Origin of the sequence: Marinobacter mangrovi, from assembly GCF_016798325.1 — a bacterium.
In the GTDB taxonomy this organism is placed as follows: Bacteria; Pseudomonadota; Gammaproteobacteria; order Pseudomonadales; family Oleiphilaceae; genus Marinobacter_A; species Marinobacter_A mangrovi.
In genome coordinates this window covers 386,116-403,356 of the sequence record NZ_JAERVO010000001.1, presented here as the reverse complement: position 1 = coordinate 403,356, position 17,241 = coordinate 386,116, and the positions used below count along the sequence as shown (strand labels likewise).

15 protein-coding genes are annotated in these 17,241 nt (G+C 63.5%); all 15 read right to left on the bottom strand.

What is annotated here, in order from left to right; translation table 11 throughout:
• Positions 1–21: 21 nt before the first annotated feature.
• The 15 genes from nuoL to JL474_RS01750 all read right to left on the bottom strand — a co-directional run bounded on the left by nuoL (position 22) and on the right by JL474_RS01750 (position 17,170).
• Entirely contained in the window at positions 22–1,878 is a 1,857-nt protein-coding gene (gene nuoL, locus JL474_RS01820) for an NADH-quinone oxidoreductase subunit L (RefSeq protein WP_203141281.1), read from the bottom strand.
• Between the two features lie 8 nt (positions 1,879–1,886).
• The gene (gene nuoK / locus JL474_RS01815; RefSeq protein ID WP_123633343.1) at positions 1,887–2,195 is read right to left on the bottom strand and encodes an NADH-quinone oxidoreductase subunit NuoK; all 309 of its coding nucleotides are present in this window, start codon (positions 2,193–2,195) and stop codon (positions 1,887–1,889) included.
• Positions 2,195–2,719 carry an NADH-quinone oxidoreductase subunit J gene (nuoJ, locus tag JL474_RS01810; protein WP_203140712.1) on the bottom strand — a complete coding sequence of 175 codons (525 nt, stop codon included), beginning with the start codon at positions 2,717–2,719 and terminating at the stop codon, positions 2,195–2,197. Before nuoJ ends, nuoK begins: the two co-directional genes overlap by 1 nt.
• A gap of 35 nt (positions 2,720–2,754) precedes the next feature.
• A complete protein-coding gene (gene nuoI / locus JL474_RS01805) occupies positions 2,755–3,294 on the bottom strand; it encodes an NADH-quinone oxidoreductase subunit NuoI (protein WP_123633341.1) in 540 nt (179 codons plus the stop codon).
• Between the two features lie 14 nt (positions 3,295–3,308).
• The gene (gene nuoH / locus JL474_RS01800) at positions 3,309–4,289 is read right to left on the bottom strand and encodes an NADH-quinone oxidoreductase subunit NuoH (protein ID WP_203140711.1); all 981 of its coding nucleotides are present in this window, start codon (positions 4,287–4,289) and stop codon (positions 3,309–3,311) included.
• Positions 4,286–7,051, bottom strand: a complete 2,766-nt coding sequence (gene nuoG, locus JL474_RS01795) for an NADH-quinone oxidoreductase subunit NuoG (protein ID WP_203140710.1) — start codon at positions 7,049–7,051, stop codon at positions 4,286–4,288. Before nuoG ends, nuoH begins: the two co-directional genes overlap by 4 nt.
• A gap of 4 nt (positions 7,052–7,055) precedes the next feature.
• Entirely contained in the window at positions 7,056–8,426 is a 1,371-nt protein-coding gene (gene nuoF / locus JL474_RS01790; protein ID WP_203140709.1) for an NADH-quinone oxidoreductase subunit NuoF, read from the bottom strand.
• Positions 8,423–8,923, bottom strand: a complete 501-nt coding sequence (gene nuoE / locus JL474_RS01785) for an NADH-quinone oxidoreductase subunit NuoE (protein WP_203140708.1) — start codon at positions 8,921–8,923, stop codon at positions 8,423–8,425. The genes nuoF and nuoE overlap by 4 nt, the downstream gene beginning before the upstream one ends.
• Before the next feature lie 20 nt (positions 8,924–8,943).
• A complete protein-coding gene (gene nuoC / locus JL474_RS01780; RefSeq protein WP_203141280.1) occupies positions 8,944–10,728 on the bottom strand; it encodes an NADH-quinone oxidoreductase subunit C/D in 1,785 nt (594 codons plus the stop codon).
• A gap of 41 nt (positions 10,729–10,769) precedes the next feature.
• Entirely contained in the window at positions 10,770–11,450 is a 681-nt protein-coding gene (locus tag JL474_RS01775; RefSeq protein WP_123633335.1) for a NuoB/complex I 20 kDa subunit family protein, read from the bottom strand.
• 50 nt (positions 11,451–11,500) lie between these two features.
• Positions 11,501–11,905, bottom strand: a complete 405-nt coding sequence (locus JL474_RS01770) for an NADH-quinone oxidoreductase subunit A (RefSeq protein ID WP_203140707.1) — start codon at positions 11,903–11,905, stop codon at positions 11,501–11,503.
• A gap of 248 nt (positions 11,906–12,153) precedes the next feature.
• Complete coding sequence (locus JL474_RS01765) at positions 12,154–13,143, bottom strand: zinc-dependent alcohol dehydrogenase family protein (protein ID WP_203141279.1); 990 nt, start codon at positions 13,141–13,143, stop codon at positions 12,154–12,156.
• A gap of 29 nt (positions 13,144–13,172) precedes the next feature.
• The gene (locus tag JL474_RS01760) at positions 13,173–13,919 is read right to left on the bottom strand and encodes a sulfite exporter TauE/SafE family protein (RefSeq protein WP_123633332.1); all 747 of its coding nucleotides are present in this window, start codon (positions 13,917–13,919) and stop codon (positions 13,173–13,175) included.
• A gap of 7 nt (positions 13,920–13,926) precedes the next feature.
• A complete protein-coding gene (locus JL474_RS01755) occupies positions 13,927–16,089 on the bottom strand; it encodes a TRAP transporter permease (protein WP_328797759.1) in 2,163 nt (720 codons plus the stop codon).
• Positions 16,090–16,159: 70 nt separating this feature from the next.
• Positions 16,160–17,170: a TAXI family TRAP transporter solute-binding subunit gene (locus JL474_RS01750; protein ID WP_203140706.1), complete on the bottom strand. Its 1,011-nt coding sequence runs from the start codon at positions 17,168–17,170 to the stop codon at positions 16,160–16,162.
• Between the last annotated feature and the right edge of the window lie 71 nt (positions 17,171–17,241).

Below are 17,241 nucleotides of genomic sequence, written 5' to 3'. Positions count from 1 at the left end.
CAGTGTCATCCCTTCAGCCATTCAGTACCCCATCGCCAGCGCCAGCAGCACCAGAGCGGCCCCGAGCACCATGGAGGTGGCGTAGGTCCGCAGCCGGCCGGTCTGGGTTCTGACCAACACCGCATTACAAACCCGCACCAGCGCGGCGAGGATCATAAAAAGCGCGTCGATCAAGTCGCCTCGCAGCCATCGCACCAGGACCTTATAAGGCCGGACCAACAACCGGTCGAACAGCGCATCGAATCCCCAGGCGTTGTGCCAGAGGTGCCACAACCAGGCCCCCGGGCCGCGGGCGACGACCCGGCCCAGCCATGCCCGCCGGAACAGGAACAGCCATCCGGCGATCAATACCCCACCCATCGCCGTGGCGGACGCCATCAGCTCCAGCGCCGTATGCCCCGACTCGGTGGCTTCGCCCGGTCCCGCCGGCAAGACGTCCGAAAGCGGCGGCGTGATCCCCGCCCCGATAAAGGTCGACAGCACCATCAACACGATCAGCGGCAGGCCGTGCTGGATGCCCTTGCCAGGATCCGCGTGCCGGGCCTTGTCGCTGCCCGGTTCGCCGTGGAAGGTCCCAACGATCAGGCGCAGGGTGTAGAACGAGGTCAGCAACGCGCCCACGAGCCCGGCTGCCAACAAACCGCTTTGCTTCGCCGCAAAGGCCTCCCAGAGGATCTCGTCCTTGCTGTAGAAACCGGCGGTCACCAGGGGCAGCGCGGCCAGGGCCGCCCCGCCGATCACGAACCCGGCATAGGCCAATGGCAGCTTGCGCCACAACCCACCCAGTCGGGCCATCTCCTGCTCGTGGTGGCAGCTGATGATGACTGCGCCGGCCGACAGGAACAGCAGCGCCTTGAAGAAGGCATGGATCATCAGGTGGAAAATGGCGGCACTGTAGGCGCCCACGCCCAGCGCCAGGAACATGTAGCCGATTTGGCTCATGGTGGAATAGGCCAGAATGCGCTTGATGTCGGTTTGGGCCAGCGCCGCAAAACCCGCGATCAGCAACGTCAGCGCGCCGATCAGCCCGACGATGTACTGCGCCGTGGGGGCCAGGTCGTAGAGCCCGTGCATGCGGGCGATCAGGTACACCCCGGCGGTGACCATGGTGGCGGCGTGGATCAACGCCGAGACCGGTGTGGGACCGGCCATGGCGTCGGCCAGCCAGGTGTGGAGCGGCAGCTGGGCGGATTTGCCGAGCGCCCCACCCAGCAGCAGCAAGGCGGCGGCTTCGACGACCGGATTGCCCTTCTGCCAGAGTGCCGGCGCTTTATCGAGAATCGTGGCGATGTCCAGCGTGCCCAGCTCGGTGAACAGCAGGAACAGGCCGATGGCGAGGAAGATGTCCCCGATCCGGGTCACAACGAAAGCCTTGAACGCCGCCATGCCGTTCTCGGTGTGCTCGTAGTAGTAACCAATCAGCAGGTAGCTGCACAGGCCCACGCCTTCCCAGCCCAGGAACAGCAGCAACAGGTTGTCCCCCAGCACCAGCAGCACCATGCTGAAGACAAACAGGTTCATGTAGGCGAAGAAGCGGGTGATGCCCTCCTCGCCACGCATATACCAGGCTGCGAACAGGTGGATCAGGAAGCCGACGCCGGTGATCACACCCAGCATGGTGATCGCGAGGCCGTCCAGCATCAGGCCGATCGTGGGTCGGAAATGGTCCACCGCGACCCAGGTCCACAGTGTCAGCCGCTGGGGCGTCTGGTCGCCGAACATGAAATCGATGACGATGAACACGGTCACCAGGGCCGCGAGGCCAACACTGGTGTAACCCACCGCCGCGCTGGCCCGCTCGCCCAGATGGCGATAGCCCAGCGCCAGGATCAGGCAGCCGGCCAGGGGAAACAGGAATGTCAGGGGCAACAGGGTCAGGGCCATCGTCATCCTCGCATCCCGCTGGCTTTATCGGTGTCGAGCGTCTTGAAGCGATGGTAGAGCTGGATCAATAACGCCAGCGCCACACTGGCTTCCGCCGCGGCCAGGGTGATCACCAGCAGGAACATGGCCTGCCCTTCCGGCTGCCCCCAGGCGGTGCCCGCCACGATGAACGCCAAACCGGCGGCGTTGAGCATCACCTCCAGACTCATCAACACGAAGACCATATTGCGGCGGAACATCAACCCCGCGAGGCCCAGCGCAAACAGCACCGCCGCCAGGGCCAGCCCGTGTTCCATGGGAATGCCGTTCATCAATTCCCTCCCTTTTTGTCGTCCCGGCGGTCGCGCGGCAGTCGGCCCACGTGCGATGCGGTCACCAGACCGGCCAACAGCAACATCGCTGCCAGCTCCACCACCAGCAGCCACGGCCCGAACAGGGTGCGGCCCACGGCTTTGGCGGTCAGCATGTCGCCGCTGATCATCCGCCCGCCATCGCCGGCCGACAGGGTGACCAGCAACGTGCCCAGCAGGACCAGCGACAAAATCGCCGGCAGGATCCAGGTCCGCGCCTGCAGCCACAGGCGCTCCTGTTCCACCGCGCCCTGCCCCAGGTTCAGGATCATCACCACGAACACGAACAGCACCATGATCGCCCCGGCATAGACGATGATTTCCAAAGCCCCGGCAAAGGGCGCGCCCAGCGCAAAGAACACGATGGCGACGGCAATCAGCGAGACAATCAGGTTCAGCAGCGAATGCACGGCATTGGTGCCGGTAATCACCCCCAGCGTGGCAATCACCGCCACCAGTCCACCGAGGTAAAAGGCCAACTCCATAGGTCCGTCCTCTGGCTGGCGCGCTGCCCGGAAATTCAGGGCAGCAGCGTCTTCACGTCGATCGGTTCGTCTTCGTTCTGGGCCTTGCCCTTGTCCTTGCCGGCAATCGACAGACCCGCCACCTTGTAGAAGTGGTAGTCGTGGTCCTTGCCGGGCCCGCTGATCAGCAGGTCTTCCTTCTCGTAGACCAGCTCCTGGCGCTCGTACTCGGCCATCTCGAAATCCGGTGTGAGCTGGATCGCCGACGTCGGACAAGCCTCCTCACACATGCCGCAGAAAATGCAGCGGGAAAAGTTGATGCGGAAAAATTCAGGGTACCAGCGACCGTCATCCTTCTCGCCTTTCTGCAGCGAGATGCAGTCTACCGGGCAGGCCACAGCGCACAGGTTGCAGGCCACGCAACGTTCCTCACCGTCCGGGTCCCGGGTCAGTACGATACGCCCCCGGTACCGCGGTGGCAGCGGCACCGGCTCCTCCGGATAGTTCAGGGTTTCGCGCTTACGAAACGAATGCATGAAGACAATGCCGATGGTCCGCAGTTGGGACCAGGTACCGGTGAACAGCCATTTCAGCATGTCGAACCTCCTTCTCAGCCCGGTGCGTCCAACAGGATCACCGCACTGGTGACCAAGAGATTGATCAGTGTCAGCGGCAGGCAGACCTTCCAGCCGAAGCTCATGACCCGGTCATACCGGGGCCGTGGCAGAGAGGCCCGCAATAGCACGAACAGCATCAGGAAAAACGCGGTCTTGAGCGCAAACCAGACGATCGGCGGCAGCCAGGGGCCCTGCCATCCGCCAAAGAACAGCGTCACGATCAACGCCGATACCAGCACCATGCCGACGTATTCGCCGATGAAGAACATACCGAACTTCATGCTGGAGAATTCGATGTGGTAACCGTCCGCCAGCTCCTGCTCGGCTTCCGGCTGGTCGAAGGGATGACGGTGCGTCACCGCAATACCCGCGATCAGGAACGTACAGAAGCCGAAGAACTGCGGCACGATGAACCACAGCCCTTCCTGGGCCTGGACGATCTCCCGCATGTTGAACGACCCGGTGATGCCCACCACGCCCATCAGCGCCAGCCCCATGAACACTTCATAGGACAGGGTCTGGGCCGATGCCCGCATGGCGCCCAGTAAGGCGTACTTGTTGCCACTCGCCCAGCCGCCGAACAGCACCGCGTAGACGTTGATACCGGCCATGGCGAAGAAGAACAGCAGCCCGATGTTCAGATCGGCAATGCCCCAGCCCGGTGTGATCGGGATGATCATGAACGACAGCAGCAGTGACGCCATGGCAATCGCCGGTGCGAGCATGAACAGCTTGCGGTCGGCAAACGGCGGGATCCAGTCCTCCTTGAAAAAGATCTTGATCATGTCCGCGATCAACTGCAGCGAGCCGAAGGGTCCGACCCGATTGGGCCCGTAGCGATCCTGCCAGAGCCCCAGCAAGCGGCGCTCCACCACCGTCATCACCGCACCGAGCAGGACGGCGGCCAGCAGGATGACGATCGCCTGGAACATGGCATAGAGAATGTCGATGACCTGGGGTGTCAGCCAGCTCATGGGCGCACCTCCCCGGTCAGACCCTTATCATCCCGGGGCGTATCACCGCTGGCCGCGAGACTCACCGGCATACCGCTTCGCAGGGCCGCATACGCACCGGCCGGGATGAACAACAGGCCGGACGGACAGCCCGCCTCCGTGCGCACCGGAAACACCCACTGCCCGTCATCGGTGATCACCCGGACACCGCCGCCATCGGCAATATTCAGTGCACCGGCATCCTCCGGCGACAGCACCGCCAAGGCCTGACCGGCGCGCGCCTGGATAGGTTCGGCGCGCGCCGAGGTTTCCTCGCCACCAAACAACCGCGGCAGGATCACCAATCGCCATTCATCGTCCGAACGCCGATAGGCCTGCGGGATATTGCTGGAATAGACGTAGCGGCCGGGTACCGGTTCCAGCAGGCGTATGCCGGGATCCCCGGCCCGCAGGTGACCGCCCACTTCATCGGTGAACTTGTTCCAGGCCTGGGGCGAATTCCAGCCGGGCGCCCAGGCGAAGGCGACGGATTGGCGCGGACGGTCAAAGCCGTTATAGCCCTCCATGGAAAAGGCAAACGGTGTATCCGGGTCCTGCGGCGTGCGCGGCTCGGACACGTTAATGTTGGCGCGCATCGCCGTGCGGCCGCTGTAACGATGAGGCTCGCGGGCCAGCTTCACACCCTGCACCCGGTAATCGGCACCCGGTGCAGCCCCCACCATGCCGGCCAGGGCCGGATGTCGCCACGCGCAGTCCCGGGTCACTTGATCCAGGGTGATGTCCGAAATCGACTCACGACGCCGACCGGCAGCCAGTGCGTGCAACCAGCGCCAGCTCTCTCGGATGCGGGTCTCCGGGCGGATATAGCCCGGGTCGTAGACCTGGAAGAAGCGCTGCGCCCGACCTTCCAGACTCACCAAGGTCCCGTCGGCTTCGGCAAAACTGGCCGCCGGCAACGCCAACGTAGCGCGCTCCAATGTCGGGGTTCGCTGATGGTCCAGCACCACCACGGTTCTGGCCCGGGACAGCGCGTGATCGACCCGCCTGGCCGGCAGCCGTTCGTACAGGTCATTCTCAAGGATCACCAATGCGTCGGCCTGCTCCGCCTCCAACTGCTCAAGCGCCCATTCCAGGGTCTGCCCGCCCATCATCTGAAGGCCGGTGCTGTTGGCCTCACGCCGGACCAGTGCCAAGCCGCCCATACGAGCCCGACGCGACAGCGCCCGGGCGATATTGCCAGCGGCGTCCAGAATGGCGGTGGAATTCAGGGACCCGCCGCTGACCACCAGCGGCCGGGTTGCCGCCAGCAGGGCTTCGGCCATGCGATTCGCCGCTTCAGCGAGCGGTGCCTCCAGCCCGGGAACCTCCGGTGCCGAGGCGTCGATCCGGTGCGCGACCGCGTGCCCCAAACGCGCAATGTCGTCTGGAGCCAGTCGCAGACGGTTCTCCGCAATGCCATCCAGCCCGGTGGCCACGGGATAAGCGACGAAAAGCGGATAGCGGCTGTCCTGCCCCAGCGTTTTCACCGCTTCGGCGTTCCAGGTGGGGATGCCACGATCTTCCGCCAGCGCCTCGCGACGCCCCAGGACGGCCTGGCGCACCGATAACCCCAGGCGCGCCGCACTCTGGATCAGGTCTTCCCCCAGCACCAGGACGGCATCGTGTTCTTCGATGTCCCGCAGATTTGGTGTCGGCAGGCCGCAGGTGCGGTTCAGGTCCGCCATCAGCTCGAGGCAGGCCAGTTCATCGGCGGCAATCCCGGTGGAGAAATTACCCTCGCCCACCAGATCCCGCAGTTGGTGGTTGCTCTCCAGGCTGGCGCGGGGTGAGCCGATGCCAATAACCCGATACGCGTCCCTGAGCGCATCGCTGCCCCGGTCGAGCGCTGCGTTCACATCCAGGGTGACCGGTTCAGCTTCCGGCTCTGCCCGCCACTCGGGCTGGGTCGGGCGGTCCTTGCGATTGACATAGCCGTAGCCAAAGCGACCGCGATCGCACAGGAAGAAGCGGTTCACCTCGCCGTGGTAGCGATTTTCGATCCGGCGGATCTCGCCGTAGCGCTCGCCCGGACTGATGTTGCAGCCCACCGCGCACTGGTGGCAGATACCCGGCGCAAACTGCAGATCCCACTTGCGCGTGTAACGGTCGCTGTGGGCCTGGTCGGTGAACACGCCGGTGGGACACACTTCGGTGAGGTTGCCGGAGAACTCACTCTCCAGCGTGCCTTCCTCGTAGCGGCCGAAGTAGACGTTGTTGTTGGCGCCAAACGCGCCCAGGTCGGTCCCGCCCGCGTAGTCGTTGTAGAAGCGCACGCAGCGGTAACAGGTGATGCAGCGGTTCATCTCGTGGGCGATGAACGGACCCAGGTACTGGTTGCGGTGGGTTCGCTTGCGGAAGCGATAGCGACGCCGGTCGTGGCCGGTCATCACCGTCATGTCCTGCAGGTGGCAATGGCCCCCCTCTTCGCAGACCGGGCAATCGTGGGGGTGATTGATCATCAGCCACTCGACGACACTGGCCCGGAATTCGCGAGCTTCCTCGTCATCGATCGAGATACGCGCGTCATTCTGCACCGGCGCCATGCAAGACATCACCAGCATGCCCTTGTCGTCATCCGCGTCCTTGAACTGCTTGACCGCACACTGGCGGCAGGCCCCGACACTGCCCATAGCCGGGTGCCAGCAGAAATACGGAATATCGAGGCCCAGCGACAGGCAGGCGTGCAACAGGTTGTCGGCCCCATCGACGCTGTAGGAGCGGCCATCCACGTGGATCGTTGCCATGGCGCTACACCTCCCCGACCGGAATCGGATCGGCATGGGCCGGCCCGGTCTCGTGACGCACGCCCCGCTCGAACTCGTCGCGGAAATACTGCAACGCGCTGGACAGCGGCATGGCGGCGCCCGGTGCGTGGGCGCAGAAGGTTCGACCGGGGCCCAAGTCGGTGGCGAGCTTGTCCAGCATCTCGATATCCCCCTGCTCGCCTTCGCCCCGCTCCAGTGCCTGCAGTATCTTCACCGTCCACGGCAGGCCATCCCGGCATGGCGTACACCAGCCGCAGGATTCCCGCGCGAAAAACGCCTCCAGGTTGCGCATCAGGGAGACGATGCTTTGCTGGTCGGTGACCACCGTCAGCAGGCCCGTACCCATGCGACTGCCCGCCTTGCCGATGGAATCGAAATCCAGCGGCAGCTCCAGGTGTTCCGGCAGCAGGAAGCCGGTACTGCCCCCTCCGGGCAGCCAGGCCTTGAGCTGCTCACCGTCCCGGATTCCGCCGGCCCGGTCGAGTAACTCGGTGCCGGATGTCCCGATGGGCAGTTCCCAGAGACCGGTTCGTTTGGCTCGACCTGAGACACCGTAGAGCTTGGTGCCCCCGTCATTGCTGAGCTGGCCGGACAGCCCCTGGTACCACTCCGCACCGTGGCGCAACACGGCAGGCACGTTGCACAGCGTCTCGACGTTGTTCACCACCGTGGGCTTGCCCCAGGCGCCGGACTGACCCGGGAACGGAGGCTTGGCACGAGGATTGGCGCGTTGGCCCTCCAGCGAGTTGATCAGCGCGGTTTCCTCGCCGCAGATGTAACGCCCGGCACCGGTGTGCAGCGCAATGTCGAAATCAAAGCCGCTGCCGGCAATATCGGCACCCAGCCAACCGGCGTCGCGAGCCTCTTTTAGCGCACGGGTGATGTGATTCGCCGCCTCGATGTATTCCCCACGCAGGAAGATGTAGCCGTAACGGGCATTGTTGGCGTAGGCGGCGAGGATCATGCCCTCGATCAGCAGGTGCGGCGTCTGCTCCATCAGCAGGCGATCCTTGAAGGTGCCCGGTTCCATCTCGTCGGCGTTGCAGACGATGTACCCCCGTGGCATCCCGTCGCCCTGCAGGGTCAGGCTCCATTTCACGCCGGCGGAGAACCCCGCGCCGCCCCGACCGCGCACGTTGGCCGTCTTCATGGCATCGATGACCTGCGCGCCCGTCTGCTCATTGAGCGTGTGACGCACGGCGGCGTAACCATCCTTGTCTTCGTATTCCTTCAGGAAAACGGGCGTGCCATCGTCGTGCAGTCGCCAGGTCAGCGGATGGGTCTCTTCGCGACGCTCGTCGGCGTCCTGGCGAAGCTGGCAGCGGTAGCGCAGGCGTGACAAGGCATCCGTCATGCGTAGCCCTCCAACAAGGTGTCCAGATCGTCCGGATGAACCGGCCCGAAGGTGTCGTCGTCGATCATCACCGCCGGCCCCCGATCACAGGCGCCCAGACAGCACACGGGCAGCAGCGTGAACCGGCCGTCCGAGGTGGTCTGGCCAAAACCAATGCCGAGCTTGTCGGTAAAGGCATCGCGCAGCGCCTCGTAGTCCGTGAGAAAGCAGGAGCTGCTGTCGCACACCAGGATCACATGGCGCCCCACCGGTTGCCGGAAGATCAGACTGTAGAAGGTGGCCACCCCTTCGACACTGGCGGGACTGATGCCCAGCAGATCGGCGATCACGGCAATGGCGCCGTCCGGCACCCAGCCATGGCGACGCTGCACGATCTTCAGGGCCTCGATGCAGGCCGCCTGGGGCTGCTCGTAGTGATCCCGCTCATGCAGGATGGCCTCGCGATCTGCCGCTTCGATGACAAAGCCGTCGCTGGCAATGGTTTGCGCTGTCTCCATGGGCCGGTTCTCCGCTTCTCTCATCGATCCACGTCCGCCATGACAAAGTCGATGCTGCCCAAGTGGGCAATCAGGTCCGGCACAAAACCCTGGCGCATGAGGGCCGGAATCTGTTGCAGGTGCGGGAAGCTCGGTGTGCGGATACGCGTGCGATAGCTGGTGGTGTTGCCGTCGCTGGTCAGGTAGTAGCTGTTGATGCCCTTGGTCGCCTCCACCATCTGGCAAGACTCGTTGGGCTTGAGCACCGGCCCCCAGGACACCTGCAGGAAATGGGTGATCAGCGTTTCGATGTGCTGCAGCATTTTCTCCCGGGGCGGCGGTGTGGTCAGCGGATGGTCCGCCTTGTAGTCGCCCGGCGGCATGTTGTCGACGCACTGTTGGATGATGCGCACGCTCTGGCGCATCTCTTCGATGCGCAACTGGCCCCGGTCGAACACATCGCCGCGGGTGCCCAGCGGCACCTCGAAATCAAACTGGTCATAGCCGGAATACGGCCGCTGCTTGCGCAGGTCGAAGTTGCAGCCCGTTGCCCGCAGGTTGGGACCGGTCACGCCCCACTCCAGGGCTTCTCCGGTACTGAAGGCCGCAATATCCCGGGTGCGCTCGCGGACAATGGCGTTCTCCATCATGGCCCGCTGGTATTCCCGCAGGCGCTTGGGCATCCAGTCCAGGAATTCCTGCACCAGCGTCGGCCAGCCTTTGGGCAGGTCCTGTGAGACGCCGCCGATGCGATACCAGGCCGGATGCATACGGAAACCGGTAATGCCCTCAATCACCTTGTAAGCCCGCTGCCGATCACTGAACGTGAAGAAGACCGGCGTCATGGCGCCCAGGTCCTGCAGGTAAGTGCCCAGGAACAACAGGTGGCTGGTGATGCGGAACATTTCCGCCATCATCACCCGGATCACCTTCACCCGGTCCGGCACCTCAATGCCGGCCAGCTTCTCCACCGCCAGCACGTAGGGCAGGTTATTCATGACGCCACCGGTGTAATCGATCCGGTCGGTGTAGGGAATGAAGCTGTGCCAGGACTGGCGCTCGGCCATTTTCTCGGCACCGCGGTGGTGGTAGCCGATGTCCGGCACGCAATCGACGATTTCCTCGCCGTCCAGTTGCAGGACGATACGGAACGCGCCATGAGCCGACGGATGGTTCGGCCCCAGGTTGAGGAACATGAACTCGCTACCGGACCGCTCCCGCTGCATGCCCCAGGCTTCCGGGTCAAACTGCAGGGCCTTCTGCTCCGTGTCCTGCCCTTCGACGGTGAGTGTATACGGATCGAATTCGGTGGCCCGGGCGGGATAGTCCTTGCGCAGCGGGTGGCCGGTCCAGGTCGGCGGCATCAGGATGCGGACCAGCCGCGGGTGGCCGTCGAAGTCGATCCCGAACATGTCCCAGACTTCGCGCTCATACCAGTTGGCGTTGCGGAATACGGACACGCAGCTGGGCAATGACAGATCACCCTCGTCGATGGCGACCTTGAGCATCAGATCCCGATTCCGGTCGATCGACACCAGATGATAGAACACCGTGAAGTCGGCCGGCGGCAACCCCACCCGCTGGCTGCGCAGGCGCTCGTCGATGGCCGAGAGGTCGAACAGCATGGTGAAGCCTTCCGGCAGACCCTTGAGAAACGCCAGGGCATCCAGCAACCGTTCCCGGGGCAACCACACCACGGGCATACCGGTGAGGGTCGCCTGTTCGACCATCACCTGTGCCCCCAGATGTTTGCCCAGGGCTTCCAGGACCGGGTCCTGTACCGAACGGTTGTGCGCTTCGCCCTGCGTTGGGCTGGCCACGCTCATCGACATACGCCTCCTTGGGGAGGAAGTTGGATTTCCGGGCCCTACAGGCTGCCGGGACTGCGCAATTCGGTCGCCTGGATCCGGCGATCGCGATGCTTCTCCCGCTGGGATGGCATCTTCGCCCGATAGACACCCTGGTCACCGACCACCCAGGACAGGGGCCGGCGCTCCTCCTGAATCGAGTCCTGCAGCAACTGCAACCCCTGCAGGAAGGCTTCGGGCCGTGGCGGACAGCCCGGCACATAGACGTCCACCGGCAGGAACTTGTCGACGCCCTGAACCACCGAATAAATATCGTACATGCCGCCGGAGTTGGCACAGGACCCCATGGAGATCACCCACTTGGGCTCCAGCATCTGATCGTAGAGCTGCTGGATCACCGGCGCCATCTTGATGAAGCAGGTCCCCGCGATCACCATGAAATCCGCCTGGCGCGGGGATGCCCGGATCACTTCGGACCCGAAACGGGCAATGTCATGAGGTGATGTGAAGGCCGTGGTCATTTCCACGTAGCAGCAGGATAGCCCGAAGTTGTAGGGCCAGAGGGAATTCTTGCGGCCCCAGTTGACGACCGAGTTGAGCACTTCATCCAGCTTGCCGGTAAAGACGTTGCGCTCGAGTTGCTGTTTGACCGGGTCATCCACCTGGCGACGATCCCCAAGGGGATAGCGGTCCGTTGCGGCCGCGGCTTCGTCGTCAGCCCGTGTCAGCGTATAGGTCATGCCCGCTCTCTCCTTTCCGATGGCTTCGGAAGTTCAGAAATCCGGATCGTTCAGTGTTCTTTGGGAACCCGGCGCCGGGGCGCCCAGTCCAGTGCGCCGACGCGGCTGTCGTACAACAGGCCCGCCAGCAGTACGAAGATGAAGATGGCCGCGCCCCAGAAACCGACCCAGCCGACTTCCCGGATGGAGACCGCCCATGCAAACAGGAAAACGGCTTCGATATCAAAGATCACGAAAAGCATGGCCACCAGGTAGAACTTGACGGAAAACCGCTGGCGCGCCGATCCGGCACCGATGATGCCAGACTCGAATGGAAGGGATTTACTGCGTCCACGACTGCGGCCGCCCAGCAACGCTGAAGCGATCATCATGAAGGCACACAGGCCGAACACAGCCAGGATGAAAAGACCAATGCCCCAGTATTCGGCGATTATTGCAGGCGTACTCTGCTCCATAATCTCCACCGGTCAGTCTGGATTCATACACCACCCCTCAGCGCTCAATGAAAGCGGCAGAACGTTCAAAGGGTGAAGCACGACGTGGATAGCCGACTGAATTTGCGGCTGTTATGTACTCAGACTAGCAGTCTGTCTGCCGCCTTGCGAATCCAGAAAAGTGATACGAGCAAAGCGACTTGATCCGGGGGATGCGCCCCTCCCCCGGCGGAACGGACCGGATTCGCGAAAGATTCTGGTCAGTGCCCTCAGGCTGTGCGCAGCAGCAGGATCTTTCCGGTCGCCTCCCCCGCTTCCAGCTTGCGGTGAGCCTCACCAACCTCGCTGAAGGTAAAGCGCTGCGGATCGAGCAGTGGCCGCACCGCATTCTTCCGGATCAGATCGCTCATGGCCGCCGCCATGCGAGGCTGGTCGTCCATTCCGATACCGTGCAGCAACGGAATCGACCGGAACACCACATGCAGGCTCAGGCTCTTGGCGTGTAACTGCGACAGATCGTGGGTCGACCGGGTATTGATGGACGTCAGCCGCCTGGCGATGCCGGTCGCCTCAATGGAGCGATCCAGGTTCTCGCCACCGACGGTATCGAACACCAGGTCGAAGCCCTGGCCGCCAGTCAGCCGCTGGACGTAATCGGCCACGGGCTCATCCCGATAGAAGATGATGTCGTCCGCCCCCAGCTTCCGCGCCAGGTCCGCCTTTTCCTGAGTGGAAACCGTCGTCGCTACCCGCGCCCCGAGATGCTTGGCGATCTGGATGGCCACGTGACCGACGCCGCCGGTGCCGGCGTGGATCAGCACATGCTCGCCGGATTGCAGACCGGAGCGATCGGACAGCGCGCTCCAGGCGGTGAGGAACACCAGCGGTAAGGCGGCACATTCCTCCAGCGGCAGCGCCATGTCCGGCGTCCGCTTGGCCAGCACCCGCTCGTCGGCAACCATGTAGTCCGCCAACGCGCCCTGCCAGCCCTTGACGCCGCCCGCGCAGCCGAAGACCTCATCTCCCGGTGCAAATCGGGTAACACCGGAGCCCACCTTGTCCACCACCCCGGCCACATCGCCATTGAGGATCGCCGGCATGGCGGGCCCCGACTTCACGAAGCCGGAGCGGATCTTGGTTTCGATGGGATTGAGGCTGGAGGCCACCACGCGGATACGGACCTGATTGGGCCCCGGTTCCGGGGTGTCGACATCACGCTCGACAAAGACGTCCGGGCCGCCAAACTCTTCAATCACCATCGCTTTCACGTTCAGACCTCCTCAATCCATCAATACACAATCAGCCGAACCAGAATCGCCGCCACCATCAGCAACGTCAACCACTTGACCCACTGGGCGCCGCGCGGCCCCATGTTGACCCGCACCGCAATCTGCGCGCCGGTCACGTTCCCCAGAGCCAGCAGGAGCCCGGTTCCCCAGCGCACCTGGCCACTCCAGGCGAACACCAGCAGGGCCGGCAGCGTATACAGCAGCACGATCGCCACCTTGATGACGTTGACCTGCCGCAAATCGATTTTGAGCATCCGGTAGAGCACGACGATGAACAGCGCGCCCACGCCCACCTGGATGAAGCCGCCGTACAGGCCGATCAGAAACATGGCGGCATAGACCACCGGCGTCAGCCGGCTCGGAGTCAATGGACGGGTATCCAGCTTGGGTTGTGGCAACAGCATGAACACGGATGCCCCGATCATCGCCGCCACCAAGACCGCCTCGAACACGGCATCGGACACACCGGTCGCCAACCAGGCGCCCAGTAGTGAACCGATGATGGCCGGCACCGCCAGCCGCAGACTCACCGCCCAGTTGCCCTGCCCGCTGCGCCGGAATCCCCGCACCGCCGAAACACTCTGCAGGGTAATGGCCACCCGGTTGGTGCCATTGGCCACCTGCGGCGGCAGCCCCAGGAACATCAGCAGTGGCAGGGTCAGCATCGAGCCGCCGGCCGAGAGGACGTTGATAAATCCGGCGACGCCGCCCAGCAGCACCAGGGCCATAATGTCAGGCAGAGTCATGGCGCCATCAGGCCCCAACGGCCACAGCCGGGGTGCCGCGCCCCTTGCGGCCACTCCACACCAGCAACGCCAGGAAGATCACCAGGCCAGCAGTGTCGAGCACCAGGCTGTCGTGGGGCCAGAGCATCAGGCCGCCAATGGGAAACATCAACAGCCGCAACCACCAACTGAGCCGGTGCTCCAGGAAGCCTTCCAGGCCGGCGATAATGGCGTATATCCCGAACAGACCGAACAGGAACACCCGCAGCATCTCCCAGATATCGCCGGAAATCAGCGGCGAGTAGGCGAATAGCAGCGGCACGATGTACAGCCCCTTGGCAATCTTCCAGGCAGTAAAACCGGTGCGCATCTGGGAAGTGCCGGCAATGGCGGCCGCCGCAAACGCGGTCAGGCAGACCGGCGGTGTGACGTTGGAATCCTGCGACAGCCAGAAGATGATCATGTGGGCCGAAACCAGCGCCATGGTCGTCGCATGCGGGGACAGCGCCTGCTCCATCAGCTGGGAGCTGAAGGTGTCCGGCACGGCTTCGAGCATGCTCTTCGCGGTCGCCATATCCATCGGCGCGTTGAGCAGGTTGAACTGGTCGGGCGTGGCCAGCATGAAGATCGACCGGGCCTGCTCGGGCAGATTGCCGCTGACCATGAGATCCAGCAGCTGGCTCTGGGCAATCAAGCCGTATATCGCCGGCGCCGAGAGGGTTGCGAGCACGATGTAAGCCGCGGTCACCGGCAGTCCCATCCCCAGGATCAGCGAGGCCAGTGCCACCAGGATCAGGGTGATCAGCAGGCTGCCACCGGCCCAATTGGTGATCATCAGCGAGAACGTATTGCCGATGCCCGTGGTGGAGACCACGTTCACGATCAGGCCGACGGTAATCAGCAGGATGGCGGTGGTCACGATGTTCCTCGAGCCCTGGGCCATGGCGTCGAGGATATCCCGGGGCATCATCGGCTTCTTCGACAACCAGGAGGCCGCAATCACCGACAGGATCGCGATGCCGGCCGCATAGGTGGGGGTAAAGCCATAAACCAGCGCCGCCACCAGGACCACCAGCGGCAGCAGATAGTGCCAGCCGTCCTTCATGACTTCCTTGAGCGTCGGCAGGTCATCGTCCTGTTCCAGCTTGACCGCGTGACTGCGCTTCGCTTCCACCCGCACGAACATGGCGACAGACAGGAAGTACATGAAGGCCGGCAGGGCCGCGACCGCCACAATCGTCAGGTAGGACACCTGCGTGTAGGAGGCCATGATAAACGCGCCCGCCCCCATCACCGGTGGCATCAACTGCCCGCCGGTGGAGGCCGCGGCTTCGACGCCGGCGGCAAACCGCGCCGGGAAGCCGGCCTTGCGCATCAGCGGAATGGTAATCACGCCGGTGGAGACGGTGTTGGCCACGCTGGAACCGGATACCGAGCCCATCAGGCCGGAGGCAAAGACCGCCACAAAGCCCGGCCCACCAATAAAGCGCCCGGCGGCACAGCGGGCCAGCTCGACAATGAAATCGCCGGCGCCGGACTTCACCAGAAAGGCGCCGAACAGGATGAACATGAACACGTAGGTCCAGGAAATCCGGGCAATGGAGCCCAGCATGCCCTGCCCGCCCATGTAGGAGCGGAACAGCACCGTCTCCCAACTCAGGCCCGGAAAGTTGAAGATCCCGCCCACGTATTGGCCCCACCAGGCCACGTAGGACAGCGCGATCACGCAGAGCGTGGGGATGAACCAGCCGGTGGTACGCCGGGCAAACTCCAGGATCAACAGCACGGCGGCGATCGACACGATCCAGTCGGCTGTCGAAAAGGTCACGCCCCGGGCATACAGGGCATCTTCAAAGCCAATCAGGTAGAGCGCACAGCCCATGGCCGCCAGCCCCAGCACGATGTCCACGGCAAAGACCAGTCGCTGGGTACCGGGGTTGCTGGCCTTCACCATGGGAATGGTCAGGGCGCACAGCAGACCGAACATGCCGAAATGCAGCGCCGAGGTCCAGAGTTCCGACAGGGTCGAGAAGGTATTGAAATACAGGTGGGAAACGGCGATCACGATCGCCAGCACAAACACGGTACGGCCAATCAGCGGGTTGTTCAGCCGTTCGCTGGCCTCCGCGGCCTCTTCGTCGCGAATGTGGTCCAGAGAGCCTGTCTCTGGCTGCTTGTCATCGTTACTCACATGGACTCCCAACAGCAACGACGGGGGCGAGATTCGCCCCCGAGTTCAAAACCGCTTCTGGAAGCGTCCCTTACTTGGCGATCAGACGATCCGGAATTTCCAGTCCCTGCTCCTTGTAAAAGCGCGCAGCACCCGGATGCAGTGGCATCGGCAGTCCCGCAATGGCTTTTTGCAGCGCCATCGCCTTGGTGGCCGGGTGGATATTATTCAGGAACGGCAGGTTGGCGTAGATCGTTTTGGTGATCTGGTAGACGTCCTCTTCCGACACATCCGCCCGCACCGCCAGGATATTGGGCTGGGCGATGGTGTGGATCGGCCTGGACTGATTGGGATAGGTGTCCGCCTTGATCACGTACGGCGACCACAGCTCGAATTCCTTGTTGATCCGCGCCAGCTGGTCTTCGTTGACGTCCAGCGTGGTGATGTCGTTGCCGATGTTGGCGTAAGCCCGGGTCACCGCGGAGGCCGGCACGCCAGCCGGAATGTTCATGCCATCGATGTTACCGTTTTGCAGAGCGTCGGCACTCGGACCGTAACCGAGGTAGGCCAAGTCCATTTTCTTCACATCGATGCCCAGGGCGCCGAGAATGTACCGGCCGGAACCTTCCGTACCGGAATTGCGGGCGCCGATGGAAAAGGTTTCGCCGTAGAGATTTTTCATGTCATCGATCGTGCCGGTCTTGGCCAGCTCGCTGCGAACCACGAAGTGCTCCACGTTCTGCCACAGCATGGAGACCGAGCGCAGGTTCTTATAGGCCTTGGGGACCGGGCCGGTTCCCTTCCAGGCCCAGGCGCCATAGAGCCCCTGCAGGATACCGAACTGCGCCTGGTTCTCGTCCATCAGCTTGAGGTTCTCACCGGAGCCGGCCGAGCTGATGGCGGACAGTGAAATCCCCGTCTTGGGCTCCAGCTTGACCTTGACCAGGGTGGACAGGGCCACGCCGACCGGATAGTAGGTGCCGCCGGTGGTCGCGGTGCCCATGACGTAGTGGCCGCCTTCAGCCTGGGCAGTGGCGGTAAAGCCCAGGGACAGTGCCGCGACGGCCCCTGCAATGGTTTTCAGAAACTGACGCTTAACCATGTCGTGCTCTCCCTTTTATTGGTGTTGTCTAAAACGCACATGTGGCATTGAGAATAGCCTCGAACCCGGGG